Source organism: Dickeya sp. ws52 (genome assembly GCF_007210685.1).
Taxonomy (GTDB): domain Bacteria; phylum Pseudomonadota; class Gammaproteobacteria; order Enterobacterales; family Enterobacteriaceae; genus Dickeya; species Dickeya chrysanthemi.
The window spans coordinates 73,060-90,703 of sequence record NZ_SZVX01000010.1 but is presented as its reverse complement, the minus strand read 5'-3'; the positions used below and the strand labels follow the sequence as shown (position 1 = coordinate 90,703).

17 protein-coding genes are annotated in these 17,644 nt (G+C 56.2%); 12 read left to right on the top strand and 5 right to left on the bottom strand.

Annotation, left to right across the window (positions count from 1 at the left end):
* Window positions 1–14: 14 nt before the first annotated feature.
* The 6 genes from yjfP (at window position 15) to FDP13_RS11450 (ending at window position 2,907) form a co-directional block, all read left to right on the top strand.
* Window positions 15–764 carry an esterase gene (yjfP, locus tag FDP13_RS11475; RefSeq protein ID WP_033575535.1) on the top strand — a complete coding sequence of 250 codons (750 nt, stop codon included), beginning with the start codon at window positions 15–17 and terminating at the stop codon, window positions 762–764.
* Between the two features lie 209 nt (window positions 765–973).
* Window positions 974–1,366: a 30S ribosomal protein S6 gene (rpsF, locus tag FDP13_RS11470; protein WP_012768533.1), complete on the top strand. Its 393-nt coding sequence runs from the start codon at window positions 974–976 to the stop codon at window positions 1,364–1,366.
* 5 nt (window positions 1,367–1,371) lie between these two features.
* Window positions 1,372–1,692 (top strand): primosomal replication protein N, encoded by a 321-nt coding sequence (gene priB / locus FDP13_RS11465; protein WP_012768534.1) that lies wholly within the window; start codon window positions 1,372–1,374, stop codon window positions 1,690–1,692.
* Window positions 1,693–1,696: 4 nt separating this feature from the next.
* Complete coding sequence (gene rpsR, locus FDP13_RS11460) at window positions 1,697–1,924, top strand: 30S ribosomal protein S18 (protein WP_000135199.1); 228 nt, start codon at window positions 1,697–1,699, stop codon at window positions 1,922–1,924.
* A gap of 41 nt (window positions 1,925–1,965) precedes the next feature.
* Window positions 1,966–2,415 carry a 50S ribosomal protein L9 gene (gene rplI, locus FDP13_RS11455; protein ID WP_027711018.1) on the top strand — a complete coding sequence of 150 codons (450 nt, stop codon included), beginning with the start codon at window positions 1,966–1,968 and terminating at the stop codon, window positions 2,413–2,415.
* 117 nt (window positions 2,416–2,532) lie between these two features.
* Entirely contained in the window at window positions 2,533–2,907 is a 375-nt protein-coding gene (locus FDP13_RS11450) for a DUF488 domain-containing protein (protein WP_033575533.1), read from the top strand.
* Here the strand turns inward: FDP13_RS11450 and FDP13_RS11445 are convergent.
* Entirely contained in the window at window positions 2,891–3,595 is a 705-nt protein-coding gene (locus tag FDP13_RS11445) for a LysM-like peptidoglycan-binding domain-containing protein (RefSeq protein WP_012768537.1), read from the bottom strand. The genes FDP13_RS11450 and FDP13_RS11445 overlap by 17 nt on opposite strands.
* A 225-nt stretch (window positions 3,596–3,820) precedes the next feature.
* Here FDP13_RS11445 and fklB point away from each other — a divergent pair, with 225 nt between their 5' ends.
* Window positions 3,821–4,441 carry an FKBP-type peptidyl-prolyl cis-trans isomerase gene (gene fklB / locus FDP13_RS11440; protein ID WP_012768538.1) on the top strand — a complete coding sequence of 207 codons (621 nt, stop codon included), beginning with the start codon at window positions 3,821–3,823 and terminating at the stop codon, window positions 4,439–4,441.
* A 312-nt stretch (window positions 4,442–4,753) separates the two neighbouring features.
* On the top strand, window positions 4,754–5,119 hold the full coding sequence (locus FDP13_RS11435; protein ID WP_143839479.1) for a DUF2502 domain-containing protein: 366 nt from the start codon (window positions 4,754–4,756) through the stop codon (window positions 5,117–5,119).
* Between the two features lie 96 nt (window positions 5,120–5,215).
* Here FDP13_RS11435 and ytfE read toward each other — a convergent pair whose 3' ends face one another.
* On the bottom strand, window positions 5,216–5,881 hold the full coding sequence (gene ytfE / locus FDP13_RS11430) for an iron-sulfur cluster repair protein YtfE (protein ID WP_012768540.1): 666 nt from the start codon (window positions 5,879–5,881) through the stop codon (window positions 5,216–5,218).
* Between the two features lie 132 nt (window positions 5,882–6,013).
* Window positions 6,014–7,960 carry a bifunctional 2',3'-cyclic-nucleotide 2'-phosphodiesterase/3'-nucleotidase gene (locus FDP13_RS11425; RefSeq protein ID WP_143839478.1) on the bottom strand — a complete coding sequence of 649 codons (1,947 nt, stop codon included), beginning with the start codon at window positions 7,958–7,960 and terminating at the stop codon, window positions 6,014–6,016.
* A gap of 232 nt (window positions 7,961–8,192) precedes the next feature.
* Here FDP13_RS11425 and cysQ point away from each other — a divergent pair, with 232 nt between their 5' ends.
* The gene (cysQ, locus tag FDP13_RS11420) at window positions 8,193–8,933 is read left to right on the top strand and encodes a 3'(2'),5'-bisphosphate nucleotidase CysQ (protein WP_143839477.1); all 741 of its coding nucleotides are present in this window, start codon (window positions 8,193–8,195) and stop codon (window positions 8,931–8,933) included.
* Between the two features lie 441 nt (window positions 8,934–9,374).
* Window positions 9,375–9,581: a DUF1107 domain-containing protein gene (locus FDP13_RS11415; RefSeq protein ID WP_012768543.1), complete on the top strand. Its 207-nt coding sequence runs from the start codon at window positions 9,375–9,377 to the stop codon at window positions 9,579–9,581.
* 94 nt (window positions 9,582–9,675) lie between these two features.
* Here the strand turns inward: FDP13_RS11415 and FDP13_RS11410 are convergent, their stop codons facing one another.
* A complete protein-coding gene (locus tag FDP13_RS11410; protein WP_012768544.1) occupies window positions 9,676–10,992 on the bottom strand; it encodes a hemolysin family protein in 1,317 nt (438 codons plus the stop codon).
* 138 nt (window positions 10,993–11,130) lie between these two features.
* A complete protein-coding gene (msrA, locus tag FDP13_RS11405; RefSeq protein ID WP_199886327.1) occupies window positions 11,131–11,769 on the bottom strand; it encodes a peptide-methionine (S)-S-oxide reductase MsrA in 639 nt (212 codons plus the stop codon).
* A 337-nt stretch (window positions 11,770–12,106) separates the two neighbouring features.
* Between msrA and FDP13_RS11400 the strand changes: the two genes are divergently transcribed.
* On the top strand, window positions 12,107–13,891 hold the full coding sequence (locus FDP13_RS11400) for an autotransporter assembly complex family protein (RefSeq protein ID WP_143839475.1): 1,785 nt from the start codon (window positions 12,107–12,109) through the stop codon (window positions 13,889–13,891).
* The gene (locus FDP13_RS11395; RefSeq protein WP_143839474.1) at window positions 13,888–17,643 is read left to right on the top strand and encodes a translocation/assembly module TamB domain-containing protein; all 3,756 of its coding nucleotides are present in this window, start codon (window positions 13,888–13,890) and stop codon (window positions 17,641–17,643) included. Before FDP13_RS11400 ends, FDP13_RS11395 begins: the two co-directional genes overlap by 4 nt.
* The last annotated feature ends 1 nt before the right edge of the window (window position 17,644 follow it).

Below are 17,644 nucleotides of genomic sequence, written 5' to 3'. Positions count from 1 at the left end.
AAAAGGAGGCGGGAATGATAGAGATGGGAAATGAGGATATAGCGGGAGTCGAGGTGTTACATGCCTTTCCTGCCGGCAGCGGAACACGACCCTTGCCCACCATTTTCTTCTTTCATGGCTACACCTCCTCCAAAGAGGTTTACTCGTATTTTGCGTATGCGCTGGCGAAGGCCGGTTTTCGGGTTATTGCACCGGATGCACTGATGCACGGCGCACGCTTTGACGGCGATGAGGCGCAGCGCTGGCGCGGCTTCTGGGACATTTTGCTTAATAATGTTCAGGAGCTGCCCGTCTATCTGGCATGGTGCCGTGAGCGGGGATTGATTGATGAAGACCGGGTCGGGATTTGCGGTGCATCGATGGGCGGTATGACGGCACTGGCGGCGATGACGCAATACCCCTGGCTGCGCTCGGTGGCTTGCTTTATGGGCGCCGGCTATTTCTCGTCGTTGTCGCAGACGCTGTTTCCACCGGTTACGCCGGATGAACCGGGGGCGCAGGCGCAGTTGCAGGCGTTGGCGGCACGCGTGGCGCCTTATGATGTGGGCCATCAGTTAGATAAGGTGTCTGACCGGCCGCTACTGCTCTGGCATGGCCTGGCTGATGAACTGGTCCCGGCATCGCAGAGCGAACGGTTGTACCGGGAACTGACGGCGCGTCAGCGCCATCAACACCTAACCTACCTGACCGAAGCCGGTATCGGCCACAAAATTACCCCGACCGCCCTGCAGGCCGGCGCGGATTTCTTCTTGCGCTCGCTCTGATTCTCCCGCATTCGGCCTGGCCTCAATCAGCCGTCATCTTGCCTGTTTCCGTTCCCCCGAACGGAAACAGCGATTTGGCTTGTTTTCCCATGAAGTGCTCATTATAATTACGCGTCATTTTTTTCAGCCGTACACACAACACGTTCCTTGCTTCCATGGGCCGCGGCTGACCCTGACAGGAGGCTGAATAATCCGTAAGGAGCAATTCGATGCGTCATTACGAAATCGTTTTTATGGTTCATCCTGACCAGAGCGAACAGGTTCCAGGTATGATCGAGCGTTACACCGGTGCTATCACAGCAGCGGAAGGCAAGATCCACCGTCTGGAAGACTGGGGCCGCCGTCAGCTGGCTTACCCGATCAACAAACTGCACAAAGCTCACTACGTTCTGCTGAACGTTGAAGCGCCGCAGGAAGTGATCGATGAGCTGGAAACTAACTTCCGCTTCAACGACGCCGTTATCCGCAGCATGGTTATGCGCGTTAAGCACGCGGTAACCGAAGCATCTCCGATGGTGAAAGCGAAAGACGAACGCCGTGAGCGTCGTGACGAATACGCTGAAGCTGATGATGATGCTGAAGTTGGGGATTCTGAAGAGTAATTGTTGTGGTGACGGTCAATCGGCTGGAGCTGTCTGGCACCGTGTGCAAGACGCCCATTCGAAAAGTCAGTCCGTCAGGTATTCCGCATTGTCAGTTTGTGCTTGAGCACCGCTCAATGCAGGAAGAAGCCGGACTCCGCCGACAAGCATGGTGCCGTATGCCCGTGATTGTTAGTGGACACCCGTCACAAGCATTTACCCACAGTATAACGGTCGGTATGCAACTCAGGGTTCAGGGGTTCATCAGTTGCCACCAAGGGCGCAATGGCCTCAGTAAGTTGGTGCTGCATGCCGAGCAGATTGAATTGATTGATTCTGGAGACTAGCCAAATGGCACGTTATTTCCGTCGTCGCAAGTTCTGCCGTTTCACCGCGGAAGGCGTTCAAGAGATTGACTATAAAGACATCGCAACGCTGAAAAACTACATCACCGAAAGTGGTAAAATTGTACCGAGCCGCATCACCGGCACCCGTGCAAAATACCAGCGTCAACTGGCCCGCGCTATCAAGCGTGCGCGCTACCTGTCTTTGTTGCCGTACACTGATCGTCATCAGTAATCGGCCACTGTCCATTAACGAGACTTTGAGAGGATAAGGTAATGCAAGTTATTCTGCTGGATAAAGTAGCAAACCTGGGCAGCCTGGGTGATCAGGTTAACGTTAAAGCGGGCTATGCTCGTAACTTCCTGGTTCCGCAGGGCAAAGCTGTGCCGGCAACCAAGAAAAACGTTGAGTTCTTCGAAGCCCGCCGCGCTGAACTGGAAGCCAAACTGGCTGACGTTCTGGCTGCTGCCGAAGCTCGCGCAGAGAAAGTTAACGCGCTGGCTTCCGTAACCATCGCTTCTAAAGCCGGTGACGAAGGTAAACTGTTCGGTTCTATCGGTACTCGCGACATCGCTGATGCGGTGACCGCTGCCGGTGTTGAAGTATCGAAAAGCGAAGTTCGTCTGCCGAACGGCGTTCTGCGCACGCTGGGCGAGCACGAAGTGAGCTTCCAGCTGCACAGCGACGTATTCGCTAAGCTGAACGTTGTTGTTGTAGCCGAGTAATTTTTTACTCCGCTGCATGATAACGCGTAAAACGCTGGCCTTGCGCCAGCGTTTTGCATTGGTAAGCCAGCCAAAGCGGCCTATCATCAACGTGTGTATCGCCAGGTAGCATACGAGATGAATGAGCTTGTCCAATTAATGCGTGTTTATGATGCGCAGCCCCCTTTTTCTTCCCCCACGTTTTTGGTCGACCGGCTATGGCCGCGCGGTATTGCCAAAAGCCGTCTGCCTGATGTCGTCTGGCTTAAAGAGGTTGCGCCAAGTCATGAACTGCGGCGCTGGTATCATGCCAACCCGATAGAATGGGAGACTTTCGCCGGGATGTACCGTGCTGAACTGAGTCGGCATGATGCGTGGCGGCCGCTGGCGGCGTTACTGCGCCGGAGCGAGCCGATAACCTTGCTGTACGGCAGTCGGGATAAAGAACGGAATCATGCGATAGTATTGCGTGATTTTCTGGCTGAACCATTGACGATCAGCGAACGCGGATAAAAGAACCGTCTTGTTGGCGGGCGAACTGCACTTGCTGACCATCCGGGGTGTCGATTTCAAGCTGGCTTACCATACCCTGCGTATTGAGCTGCAACCGAACGTTTTGCCCGGCGTGCAGATTGCTGAGCGGCTTGCTTTGCCCTTCCACCTGCGCCATGGCAAAAACATCGCTGACGGGAAGATTGTTGTCGCGAAAGAGTTGCGCCAGCGTCTGGCCGGATGCAATTTGATAGGATTGCCAGTTGGGGCCAGACGTCGCCGGGCGCGGCGTCTGGTTGGCGGTGGCCGTGGGGGCCACCAGTTGCGCTTGTATCGGTGCGGTTGAGCTAAGCGGCACCTCCACCTGACGGGAAGGCATGGGCGCCGGGGGCGACACCGGCCACAGCAGTACCAGCAACAACAAACACAGCAAGAGCAGAATACAACGACGGTGAAAATAGGGCAGCGGTTCCATCCAACTGAAATCATCCGGCAGATGCCAAAGCGTTCGCAGCCAGGATGGCTGTCTGCGAATACGATGGCGTGAGGCGGGGGGCGGAGAAACCGTTTCCGCCTCATCTGCGCTTTCTTCCGGTTCACCCGGGATCGCCTTACGTTGGCGCCACTGCGCCAGCCAGTTCCGGCATGACTGCCATAACGTCAGGTGATTCCAGGCGGATTGCTTTCTCCTGGGCGCGATTCTGCCCATGGTGACCTCTCTTAGAACCGTATAAAGATAAAAACAGCCTAATTATATCGGTAATTGCCGACAGATAACCAGTTAAGGCCACCTTCATTGGCAACCGGTGCCGCAAACATGAGCGGTCTGACGCAACGAGGGCTTCAACGCGGCTGGATCGTGACAGAACGTTTTACCCTCAATCGACTCGCTGCTATGCTGCGTTTTCGTATTTTTCATATTAAAGGAACATTCATGACAACGCCTTCTTATGACAGCGTCGAAGCACAGGCAAGCTACGGCATTGGCCTGCAGATTGGTCAACAATTGCAGGAATCCGGTCTGAAGGGATTGATTCCCGACGCGTTGCTGGCGGGGCTGTGCGATGCGCTGGAAGGAAAAGCGCCGGCGGTACCGGTTGATGTGGTGCATCGCGCGCTGCGCGAAGTTCATGAGCGGGCAGATGAGGTTCGTCGCGAACGTCAGCGTGAGCAGGCGGCGGAAGGTCAACGTTTCCTCGACGCCAATGCGGCCAAAGAAGGGGTAAACAGCACCGAGTCCGGCCTGCAGTTCCGTGTTTTAACCCAGGGTGACGGCGAGATCCCCGCACGGCAGGACCGTGTTCGGGTTCACTACACTGGTCGATTGATCGACGGTACGGTATTCGACAGCTCGGTGCAGCGCGGCCAGCCGGCTGAATTCCCGGTTAGCGGCGTGATCCCGGGCTGGATTGAAGCGCTGACGCTGATGCCGGTCGGTTCAAAGTGGGAACTCTATATTCCTCAGAATCTGGCGTATGGCGAGCGTGGCGCCGGTGCGTCTATCCCGCCGTTCAGCGCGCTGATTTTTGAAGTGGAACTGCTGGAAATTCTGTAAGTGTTTCCGCCGGGTCGTCATGACCCGGCCATCTTTGCTCTGATCGGCCAGGCGTGAACCACGCCAGCCTCATCCGTGTTTATCCGCTCATCATCCGTGCCGGTCTGCTGATTGCGTGTTGTGTAACCGCTTGATACGCCGTGTAAAGATGACCTGACGATGGCTCCGTGATGCTGATTTCAGCAAGCGACGCCGAGCCTGAATTGCTTTCCTGAAGTTATTAATATTTAGCCATTTTCCGATAGCGGTTAATCATTGCGCATCGTATAAGTGAGTCATCCGCCGCATCGCGGTGAATCAGAGGTTAATATTATGATTAAGCCACTTTTACTGGGTGCCATCATGATGGGGGTTCTGGCGTCGGCGATGCCTGCCGCACAGGCCGACAGTTTGAGTCTGGCACTGCCGGGTGTGTATCTTCACATCGGCGATCGTGACGAGCGTGGCTATTACTGGGACGGCAATTGGTGGTGCGATCCAGACAGCTGGTCTGCACGTCGCCATCATCATGCTCGCCAGGTTTATTACCAATATTATGACTATGCACCGCCTCCTCCGCCACGCCGTGTTGTGGTGGTAGAAGCTCCGCCTCCGGTTTACGTCGTTCCGGCCGGGCCTCGCGGACCTGGCCCAGGATGGGGTTGGGGGCCGCACCACGGCGGCGGTCCGCGCTGGTAGGCCTATCGCTGATAACGCTGAATAACAAAAAACCGTGCTTGAAAAGAGCACGGTTTTTTTACGTGATGATCACGGCTACATGGCGGAGGGCGTCGGTTATTCTCCCCGCAGCGCACGCGGAAACAGCTGGTTATTTTCCAGATGGATGTGCTCCATCAGGTCGTCGATAAATTCGTTGATGCCGGTGTAGAGCGCGCGCCAGGTGGTGCAGGCGTTGTCCGGCGGAGTTACGTCGTTGGTGAGGCTTTTGATCACGTCCAGTTGCTGACCGGCATCATCGTGCTCGTGTTCCATTACCGAAATCGGCCCACCCGCCTGGGTTCCCATACCGGACTGAATCATCGGGAACAGGATCCGCTCTTCTTTCATCATATGTTGCGTCAGGTCGTCATGGATCAGGGTCAGTTGATCCGTTAATCCAATCGGGCAGCCCGGTTTGTCGTGATGTACGCGTTCGACTTTTTCCGCCATGCGGATCAGTTCCGGCAACTGCGCACGGTGACGATCGTGGAAGCGGCTGATGATGTGCACAATCATCTCGCCGAGGGATGCCTGCTGCCAGTCTTTTTCCGTGGATGGCTGAGTTGACAGGTCGGCCAGACGCGATTCGAGCATATCGATATCCAGCGCCCGCTTGGTGGCTGCTCGCAGCAGTGTTTGTTTGCCGCCACAGCAAAAATCGAGGTTGAATTCACGAAACAACGCGGTAGCGCGAGGGATGGTGATGGCCAGCTCGCCTAATGATTGGTCGCGGTAGTGCATGGTGGTTACCCTCTGAACGGTGTAATTTATAAAATGTATTTTAAATGCATCTTTTAAAATTAGCTATCCCCAAAAAGGATTACCGGGAGAAAAATGAAAAAACCGCGCCGACGAGCGCGGTTTGACGGCAGGTTATTTTTGCAGATCCAGACGGTACACGGCGAAGCCTACCTCATCGTTACCCACCAGTGTCAGCGGGTACTGCGATTTTTCCTGAATAAACGCAGCGGCTTTCGGCGACGGCGAGGTTTCCACTCGGATATCCAACGGGGTATCACTGACAATTTTCGCCAGACGCCAGTTGTTATCCGCCGACGGTTTTACCTCGCCGGATTTTTTCGTTTCGGTACTGATGTAGGCGGCCAGTACCGCACGGTTTTCATCCGGCGAAGCGAACGCAACCTGTTTTTCACCGGTGCCGGCGAATTTCTCGCCGTAAGCGCGGTAGTTATTGGTGGCGATCAGGAATGTGGCTTGCGGATCGATAGGCTTGCCGTTAAACGTCAGATCGTTAATGCGATGTGCATGACTGTTGATCAACTGACATTCGCCATCGTAGCGGGCAGGCTGCGTCACATCGACCTGATAATTTACACCGTCGATAATGTCAAAGTTGTAGGTGCGAAAGCCATCCCAGTTGATAAGCGACTGCGGTTCGCGTTTGTGCACATCAATCTGGTTGAACTGACCGGCAGAGCATTCCAGCCATTCCCGCACCTGCTCGCCCTTCACCTTCACCACCACCAGCGTGTTAGGGTAGAGGTAAAGGTCGGCGGCGTTACGGAAGGTTAACCGGCCTTTTTCGACTTCCACATAGCTTGCCGGATCGTTCTTACGGCCACCCGCCTTGAACGGCGCTGCTGCGGAGAGTACAGGAAGTTCCGCCAGATCCGGATCGCCCTGAATAAAATGCTCGACGTAGGCTTTCTGCGCATTGTTGACGATCTGGACCGTCGGATCGTCCTGAATCAACGACAGGTAGCTGTACATGTTGTCAGAAGATTGACCGATAGGCTGGCCGACAAACTCGCGGGTTTTCTGATGCGCATCCGCCAGCACGGTGACTAATTGCGGGTCTTCCGCCGCCAGTGATTTCTTCTGCGCTTTGTCGAAAATGGGGCGGGCTTCCGCCTTGCCTTCGGTTACTTTCCACTGGCCGTTATCATTGTTCAAGACCAGATCGACCACGCCAAGATGGTCGCCCCACTGACCGGGCATTACGGCGGGAACGCCATTCAGCGTGCCTTTGGCGATGTCGGCGCCTTTGATGCCGGCGAAATCCTTGCTCGGGAACACGGCATGAGCGTGGCCGAACATAATGGCGTCGATACCGGGGATTTGGCTTAAGTAGTAGACCGAGTTTTCCGCCATCGCTTTGTACGGTTCGGCCGACAGGCCGGAATGCGGGATGGCAATCACCACGTCCGCCCCCTGTTTACGCAGTTCAGGCACCCATTTTTTGGCGGTTTCGGTGATATCCGCCACCGTGACTTTGCCGCTCAGGTTGGCTTTGTCCCACACCATGATTTGCGGCGGCACGAAGCCGATATAACCAATGCGCAGTTCGTGGGATTTGCCGTCACGATCTTTCACCGTTTTCTTTTCGATCAGGTAAGGTGTAAACAGCGGTTTGCCGGTTTTCGCGTCCAGCACGTTGGCGTTGATATACGGGAAGTGGGCGCCTGCCAGCGCCTTATGCAGGTAGTCCAGCCCATAGTTGAACTCATGGTTGCCGATATTGCCGACGGCGTAATCCAGTGTGTTCATCGCCAGATAGACCGGGTGTACATCGCCTTGTTGTAATCCTTTGGCGGCAACATAGTCTCCCAGCGGGCTGCCCTGAATAATGTCGCCGTTATCGACCAGCACGCTGTTGACGGCTTGCTGGCGAGCGGCCTGGATCAAGCTGGCGGTACGGACCAGTCCGAATTTATCCGTTGGACTGTCTTTGTAGTAGTCATAGTCCATCATATTGCTGTGAAGATCGGTGGTTTCCAGCACCCGTAAATCGACGGTGGCTGCCTGAGTCGCGGTAGCGATGGCTATCGCAAGCACGCTCATCACCAGCTTATGCTTCATAAAGGTTGCTCCTGTGAGAGGTATTGGCATGGCAACGCCTGCCGCTCGGGCGTTTGTCCGATTTACTGGCGGCGAAGCTTGAATGTATATCGCAGATTTTGATGAATATAGTGTTAAATATCAGTCTGAAGTGTGAAGCATGACATATACCCGCCTTCCTGCCACGCGAATTGTTTGGGATAGAATGCCGGGGACAAACATAAAAATGGCCTACATATCACGAGGTGAAACGATGTTAGAACAGATCTGCCAGTTGGCGCGTGAAGCGGGAGACGCCATCATGCAGGTATATAACGGCCAGCAACCGCTGAATGTGGCGCATAAAAAAGACGACTCACCGGTGACAGCGGCCGATTTGGCGGCACACCAGGTGATTTCGCGTGGGTTAGCTACGCTGTCCCCCGAGATTCCGATGCTGTCGGAAGAGGCTCCGCAGGCGTGGTCTGAACGTCGGCATTGGCAGCGTTACTGGCTGGTCGATCCGCTGGACGGCACGAAAGAGTTTCTTAACCGCAACGGCGAATTTACCGTCAATATCGCGTTGATTGATAACGGTCAGCCGGTATTAGGGGTGGTGTATGTGCCGGTGACCGGCGTGATGTACGCCGCGGCAGAGGGCAAAGCCTGGAAAGAAGAGAACGGCACACGGCGCGCGATTCGGGTGAAAGACGCCAGGCCGCCGCTGGTGGTAGTGAGCCGCTCCCATGCGGATGCCGAACTGGAAGACTATTTACGTCAGTTAGGCGAACACCAGACCGTGTCCATCGGTTCGTCGCTGAAGTTCTGTCTGGTGGCGGAAGGTAAGGCCCAGCTTTACCCGCGCTTCGGGCCGACGAACGTCTGGGATACCGCGGCTGGGCACGCCGTGGCGCTGGCTGCCGGTGCACAGGTGCATGACTGGCAAGGGCGTGCGCTGTCTTATACGCCGCGTGAATCCTTCCTGAATCCGGGGTTCCGGGTGTCGATCTTCTGATGCGCCTGCTTTGGCCGTAATATTCCGGCCTGACCTTTCCTGATCACATCAACGGCAGGCCAATGTGTCTGCCGTTGATGTGGCCTTCACCTTTCCACCTTTCTACCTTTTCCACCTTTCATGCTACTTACGGCGCATTGTCGTTTTTTGGTCATATTTTCACGGTAGATTGTCGGCCGTTAGTGGGGTTACCGTGGCATATACGCATTTACGGCATACTGCACACAGGGCAATAACTTGAATGTTTATACTGATTTAAAAATTATGGCATTAATCTATTCTGTAAAAATATGTAAGTGACGTCAAAAATTCTGTTATTGCGCGAACTAATCGTAGAATAAAGACACTAACCTGTTGTACATGATTGCCACGCTCGGCATCACCTGGCCTGGATGAGGGGCGGTGCGCGTGGTGGAGAAACAACGGGAGGAGAGGAAGACGATGAGGATCTTCGAGCGTTACAATCCCCTGAAGGTCGCCAAGTATGTGAAAATCCTGTTTCGTGGAAGGCTCTACATCAAAGGGATTGGCGCTTTTGAATTTGATCAGGGCCGCATTCTGTTGCCCAAAACGCAGGACAAACAGCATCTGGTGGTGATGTCTGAAGTGAACCGTCAGGTACTGAAGTTGCAGGCTGAATTGGGTTAATTCACCGATTCAGCGACAGGAAAACGGCCCGTTGACGGGCCGTTGTTATTTGTAGCGTCCAGACAGTAACGCCCAGACAAATGTGAACGCGGGTTTAAGCCGGAGGCGTTTCGGGGTTAACCGTCGTTCTTTCTTCCAGTCGGGTCACCAGCAACTGGTCTATCTTGTAGCTGTCGATATCCACCACTTCGAATTTATACCCGGCGTAGCGAACAAAATCGGTACGTTTGGGGATCTTGCGCAGCGTGTACATCATAAACCCGCCGATGGTTTCGTAGTTGTCGGAGTGGGGGAACTCGTCAATGCTCAGCGCGCGCATCACGTCTTCTATCGGCGTGCCGCCTTCGATAAGCCAGGAGTTCTCGTCGCGGGCGACAATCTGCTCTTCCAGCCCTTGCCCGACCAGGTCACCCATCAGCGTGGTCATCACGTCGTTGAGGGTAATAATCCCCACCACCAGCGCGTACTCGTTGAGGATAACGGCGAAGTCTTCGCCGGCGGTTTTGAAGCTTTCCAGCGCTTCTGACAGTGTCAGGGTGTCCGGCACGATCAGCGCAGGCCGAATCTGGACGCCGCTGGTTAATTCCAGGCTCTGATTGCCCAGCACCCGGTTGAGCAAATCTTTGGAATCCACATAACCGACAATCTGATCAATCGTGCCGTTACAGACCAGAAATTTGGAATGCGGCTGGTGGGCGATTTTCTCTTTGATCTGCGTTTCATCTTCGTGCAAATCGAAATAGACCACGCTTTCGCGCGAGGTCATTGAAGACGGCACGGTGCGCGATTCCAGTTCGAACACGTTTTCTATCAGCTCATGCTCCTGTTTACGCAGCACGCCGGCCAGGGCTCCGGCTTCCACTACCGCATAGATATCGTCAGGCGTGATGTCTTCTTTGCGTGCCATCGGCAGCTTGAATAACCGAAAAATCAGGTTCGCCAGACCGTTGAACAGCCATACCAACGGGCGGAATACCAGCAGACAGAAGCGCATGGGGTTGATGATCCGAATGGCAATCGCTTCCGGGGCGATCATACCAATGCGTTTCGGCGTCAGGTCGCCAAACAGGATGAACAGACTGGTAACCAGCACAAACGAACAGACAAAACTGGCGCGGGCGATCATGTCCTGCGGCAGAAAGCTGGCGAACAGCATTTCGAAATACGGGGAGAACGCGGCGTCGCCGATGATACCGGCCAGGATGGCGACGGCATTGAGGCCGATCTGAATCACCGTGAAGAAGATGCCCGGCGTTTCCTGAAATTTCAGCACCAGCGCGGCGTTCAGGTCGCCCTCGTCGGCCATCAGCTTCAGCTTGATTTTGCGCGAAGCGGCTAACGAAATTTCCGAAAGCGAGAAAAACGCACTAATAGCGATAAGACCTAAAATAATTAACAGACTGTTTAACATAGTTTTTTCGCACAGTCGTCGCGGACGGCGAACCTCTGAAAGGGAATGTCATTACGGGCGCGCTTGCGCCGCAAAAAGGACCGGAAACCGGCCCTGTGGGCGCACAGTATAGCAGGCGTGGTGAAATTGCCGCCAGCCTTAGCCCTGCGGCGGCAGGCAAACGCCTATACCGCCCAGCCCGCAATAACCGTGCGGGTTCTTGTGCAAGTACTGCTGGTGCTCGTCTTCAGCATAATAAAACGGCCCGGCAGGCCGGATCTCGGTGGTGATGTCGCGGTTGTCGCCTGCTTCGCGCATCGCCTGTTGAAAGCGCTGGTAACTGGCTTTTGCGGCGGTGTCTTGCTCCGGCGTTAGCGTATAGATCGCGGAACGGTATTGCGTACCGATATCGTTACCCTGCCGCATACCTTGCGCCGGGTTATGGTTCTCCCAGAACAACTGCAATAGCTGGTTATAACTCACTACCGACGGGTCAAACACCACCCGCACCGCTTCCGCATGGGCGGTTTTGCCGGTACAGACTTCCCGATACGTCGGGTTAGGGGTATAACCACCGCAATACCCCGACGCCGTGCTGTACACGCCGGGCTGTTGCCAGAACAACCGTTCTACTCCCCAGAAACAGCCCATAGCGAAGATAGCCTCCTCCATATGATCCGGTACGTGGGTCATGGAGTGCTGATTGACTGCGTGCAGGCGGGCGACCGGCATCGGCGTCGTACGGCCCGGCAGGGCATCCGATTTACCGATAAACTGTGTCTTGTCAACGTTCGTTATCACCTTTGACTCCTGATTATCACCCTGTGTTTCGTCATTTTCAGAGCATAACCGAGTTAATGCGCTCTGTCTTTATGGCGAAATAGCATAGCAATGTGACAAGGATGTGGACGGGGCACCTCGTCTGACGATCCGGCGGGTTCTATCCGTTTTCGTGGAATGCCGTTGTCGCGTGATGCCGTCGTCGGTGACGGCGGCCTTGGGGAGGTGTGGGCGTTGTCGGTATGGCGACGACTATCTATAGTTAACATTTATCATTAATCACATCGTTACAGGCATACTTGTCTGTGGTTTATCAGAAAAAACGTCGATTCTGCTGACACTGCCGGGAAGTTAAGTGACCATTTTTATCAGGACAAAAAATAGATTTTGCCGCCGTAGCGCCGTGCTCTGCCGGGTATTGGGCGTGTGCAGCCTGCTGTTGACGGCGACGCAGGCATGGGCCGCATCGAACGTACGTTTACAACTGACCGGGCTGGAAGGGGAGTTGCAGAAGAATGTCCGCGCGCGGCTGTCTACCATCGCTCCCGATGAAGTCAACGCCGATGGCCGTTTCCGCGCCCGGGTTGACGAAGCCATCCGCAAAGGGCTGCGTGCGTTGGGCTATTACGATCCGGATATCCGTTTTGAGTTTATTCCGGCGCAGGGGCGTGGCCGTCCGGTGCTGAAGGTGAGCGTCACGCCGGGAGAACCGGTGAAAATCGCCGGCTCCAGCATCGCCATTCGCGGTGAGGCGCAGCAAGACGATGACTACCAACAACTGGTGCGACAACGTCGGCCTGCGGCGGGTAGCCTGCTTAACCACGGCGCTTACGATGACTTTAAAAACGAGCTCGGCACGTTGTCGATGCGTAAAGGCTATTTCGACGGCCACTTTAACAACAACCAACTGGGCGTGATGCCTTCTACCCATCAAGCCTGGTGGAATATCGATTACGACAGCGGCCCGCGTTATCGCTTCGGCAAGGTCAACTTTCGCGGTTCGCAAATCCAGTCGGCGTATTTGCAGAATCTGGTGCCGTTCCGGGAGGGAGACGTTTACTCGGCGGAACAACTGGGGGAGTTTAACCGGCGTTTGTCCGCCACCGGTTGGTTCAACTCGGCGGTGGTATCGCCTGATTTCGACCAAGGCCGGCAGAGTAAAATCCTGCCGTTGGACGCCGTACTGACGCCGCGCACCCGCAACAGCGTGGAAACCGGGGGCGGCTACGCCACCGATGTCGGGCCGCGGTTGAAAACCACCTGGAATAAACCCTGGATCAATACGTATGGCCATAGTCTGGAAAGCAGTCTGAGCCTGTCTGCGCCGGAGCAGCAACTGGATTTCAGCTATAAGATGCCGCTGCTGAAAAACCCACTCGAGCAATACTATCTGTTACAGGGGGGCTTCAAACGGGAAGACCTCAATGATACCCAATCCGACTCGACGTCATTCAATCTGGCGCGTTACTGGGAATTGTCCAGCGGCTGGCAACGGGCCGTTAACCTGCGCTGGACGCTGGATCACTTTACCCAGGCCAATGTTACCAACACCACCATGCTGGTTTACCCCGGCGTCAGTTTCAACTGTACCCGACAACGCGGCGGGTTGATGCCCGACTGGGGGGATACCCAGCGTTATTCCGTGGATGTTTCCAATACCCTGTGGGGGTCGGATATCGATTTTGCAGTATTTCAGGCGCAAAACGTCTGGATCAGAACACTGGCGGAAAAACATCGCTTCGTGACGCGTGCCAATCTGGGCTGGATCGAAACCGGCAGCTTCTCTCGCGTTCCGCCGTCGCTGCGCTTCTTTGCCGGCGGCGATCGCAGTATTCGCGGCTATAAATACAAGTCCGTTTCCCCACGCGACAGTGACGGCAAACTCACCGGAGCCTCAAAGCTGGCGACCGGCTCGCTGGAATATCAATACAACCTCACCGGAAAGTGGTGGGGTGCGGTGTTTATCGACAGCGGCGAAGCCGTCAACGATCTGGTGCGTACTAATCTTAAGACCGGTGCCGGCGTCGGTGTGCGCTGGGCCTCGCCGGTAGGGCCGGTCAAGCTCGACATTGCCCGGCCGATTGGCGATGACGATAAACATGGATTGCAGTTTTATATCGGGCTGGGGCCGGAGTTATGAGCAGGATGAAAAAAGCCGGAATTGGCCTGATGGTCGCCATGTTGACGTTGTTGCTGGCGCTGGTGTTGCTGGTGAGTACGACTCCAGGGCTACATTTACTGCTCAGTGCCGCCGCACGCTGGGTTCCGGGGTTGGAAATAGGACGTGTTGACGGTGGCTGGCGGGATTTGACGCTGAACGCCATACGTTATCAGATGCCCGGCGTTACCGTGCAGGCGGACAGTCTGCATCTGGCGTTGTCGCCGACGTGCCTGTGGCGCAGCCAACTCTGCCTCGATGACCTGTCGTCGCAGGGGCTGACGGTCGCTATCAATACTCAGGCATTGCCACCGGCCGAACCCGAACCACCGATGAAAAGCGCACCGGTAACCGAAATTCTTGCACCGGTGGCGATGGCGCTGAATCACATCAGTCTGACCGATAGTCGCATTGTAATCGATGGCACCGATGTGTCGCTGAACTCGCTGCAAACTGCGCTGAACTGGCAGGGGCGTTCACTGACGTTGTTGCCGACACAGGTGTCAGGCCTCATTGTCTCGCTGCCTGCCACAGCGAAAGCGCCATCTGCACCGCCGGTGAGCGCGGTGAAGCCACCGACGCTGGGCGAAACACTACATGCGCTGTTTGCCGCACCGCTGTTGCCGGCGATGCCTGAGTTGACGTTACCGCTGGATCTCAACATCGCCGATCTGCGCGGTGAATCCTGGCTGATTCAGGGCGGGCAGCCGGTGACGATTTCCCGCTTTCAGTTGCAGGCTGCCACCCGGCAGCAAACGTTGACGCTGCAACAACTCACGGTACAGTCGCCGCAGGGCGCGTTGTATGCCCATGGCGATGCGACCTTGTCGGGCGACTGGCCGGTGACGCTGAATGTAAACGGCATGGCGAACAGCGAGCCGTTCAGGGGAGAGCGTATGCGGTTGACGGCCGAAGGCAGCCTGCGCCGGCAGTTGCGGCTGGCAATGAACCTGTCCGGCCCACAGCGGGCGCAGTTAGATATTCAGACCGCGCTGGCCGAGCCCGGCCTGCCGCTTAACATTAGCCTGCGCAGTCCGCAACTGCGTTGGCCGCTGACCGGCGACGTTCAATATCAATTCAACGACGTGCAACTGAATATCGGCGGCAAAGCCACCGATTACTCGCTGTCCTTGCGGGGCGATATTCGCGGTAGCGAGTTACCGCCCGGTACGCTGACGCTGGAAGGCAACGGCAGCGAGCAGCAATTCACGCTGGCGCGATTGCGGCTGGCCGCGTTACAAGGCATTGCGGACATTACCGGTCGGCTGGACTGGCGCGATGCGATCACCTGGAACAGCGATGTCATCCTCAAAGGCATCAATACCGCGCAGCAATGGCCACAGTGGCCGGTGCGGTTAGACGGGGGGATCACCATTAACGGCAGCCTGGCAGGCAAGGCGTGGCAACTGGCGGTGCCGCAACTGGCGCTGGACGGGCAGATACGGCAGAACAAGCTGACGGCTAAAGGCGCGTTCAGCGGTAACGCCGACGGCCAGTGGTCGATTCCCGGCATTACGCTGGCGTTGGGGCGTAACCAACTGGCGTTGAAGGGCGAATTGAAAGACCAATGGCTGCTGGACGGCGATATCAATGCGCCGGCGCTCACCGGTGTGTGGCCTGGGTTGGGCGGGCAGGTCAAAGGGAAACTGCGGCTGAGCGGCAAACGCGATGCGCCGCAGTTGCAGACGGACGTTATCGTTACCGCGCTGCGCTGGCAGGAACTGAGCCTGGGCAAACTGACACTCAATGGCGATGTGCAATCGAATCAACAGTTGCATGGCTCGCTGACCATGCAGGTGCAGCAACTAACGCAGGGTAATGTGCGGCTGGCATCCCTGAACGCGCGCGCAACCGGCGACGAAAATCAGCACCAGCTACGGGTGACGGTGAATGGCGAGCCGGCAGGCGGTCAACTGTTGTTGAGCGGTCATTTCGACCGGGGGCAACAACGCTGGCAAGGGGAACTGAGCGATACGCGGTTTGCAACCCCGGTCGGCGAATGGCGGCTGGCGCCAGCGATGTCGCTGGTTTATCAGGTCGCCGCGCAGAAGGTGACGATAGGTGCGCATTGCTGGCGTAACCCTGATGCCGAATTGTGCGTACCACTGCCGATCGAGGCGGGAACCAGCGGCAAGGCGAGCGTTAACCTGAACCGGCTCAATCTGGCGATGCTTAAGCCTTTTATCGGCCGGCAGACGGCGCTCAGCGGTTCGGTTACCGGCAATGCGCAGGTCAGCTGGCAGGCAAACGGCGGCCTGCCGGAGGCGCGCGTAACGCTGAGTGGTAATGGCGTAACCGTACGTCAGCAGATGCAGGGCGGCACGCTGCCGGTAGCGTTTGATACGCTGACGCTGGATGCCGGTTTACAGCATGGACAGGCGCAACTGGCATGGCTGATGGGAATTCAGGGCAATGGCCGTTTTCGCGGCGATGTACAGATTACCGATCCACAACGACGGCGTAACCTGAGCGGTACGGTGACGCTCAACGCTTTGTCGCTCGCCCTGCTGAAACCGATCCTGCGGCAGAATGAGAAGGCGGCCGGGGTCGCCAATGCCGATTTGCGGCTGGGGGGCGACTTGCAACGCCCGCAGGTGTTCGGTCAACTGACGTTGGATAATCTGGACGTAGACGGTAACTGGATGCCGGTAGACCTGACCAGCGGGCGGCTGGCGTTGTTGTTTAACGGCATGTCTTCTACGTTACAGGGCGTGTTCCGCACCACGCAGGGGCAGATCAACCTGGCGGGGAGCGCCGACTGGTCGGTGCCTGAAGCCTGGCGCGCGCGCATTGCCGTCAACGGCGACCGGATGCGAGTGACGGTGCCGCCGATGGCGCGGCTGGACGTATCGCCGGATATTGTGTTTGAAGCGACGCCGCAGTTACTGACGCTGAGCGGTACGGTAACCATCCCCTGGGCGCGGATCGTCGTGCATGAGATGCCGGCCAGTGCGGTGGATGTCGCTTCGGATGAAGTGATTCTGGATGAGCGGCGTCGGCCGGTATCGGCCGCTGCCGGCACGATTCCGATTGCCAGTAACCTGATAGTACGGGTCGGCGACGATGTCTGGCTTGATGCTTACGGTTTGCGTGCCCGACTGCGCGGTGATCTCAACGTCACGCAGGATACGCAGGGGCTGGGCCTGAATGGTCAGATTTCGATACCGGAAGGGCGCTTCAAGGCATATGGTCAGGATTTGCAAGTACGTAAAGGGCAACTGCTGTTTTCCGGCCCGCCGACGCTACCGGTACTCAACATCGAGGCGATCCGTAATCCGGACAATACCGCAGACGGCGTTATAGTTGGCGTGCGGGTCACCGGTACTGCGAAAATGCCTAAGCTTGAGATGTTCTCCGAACCGACATTATCTCAGGAGGACGCCTTGTCTTATCTGTTGCGCGGTCAGGGGCTGAACAATAGCGGTGCAGACAGTTCGATGATGACATCAGCCCTAATTGGTTTGGGGGTTGCACAAAGTGGTCAAATTGTGGGTAAAATCGGCGAGGCCTTTGGCGTAAGCAATTTAGCTCTGGATACACAGGGGGTTGGCGATAAATCACAGGTTGTCGTCAGCGGTTACGTCCTGCCCGGCCTACAGGTCAAATACGGGGTTGGCCTGTTTGATTCATTGGCAACGCTAACCTTACGTTACCGTTTAATGCCGAAACTATACCTGGAAGCGGTGTCTGGCGTTAGCCAGGCGCTCGATGTGCTCTATCAGTTTGAGTTTTAGC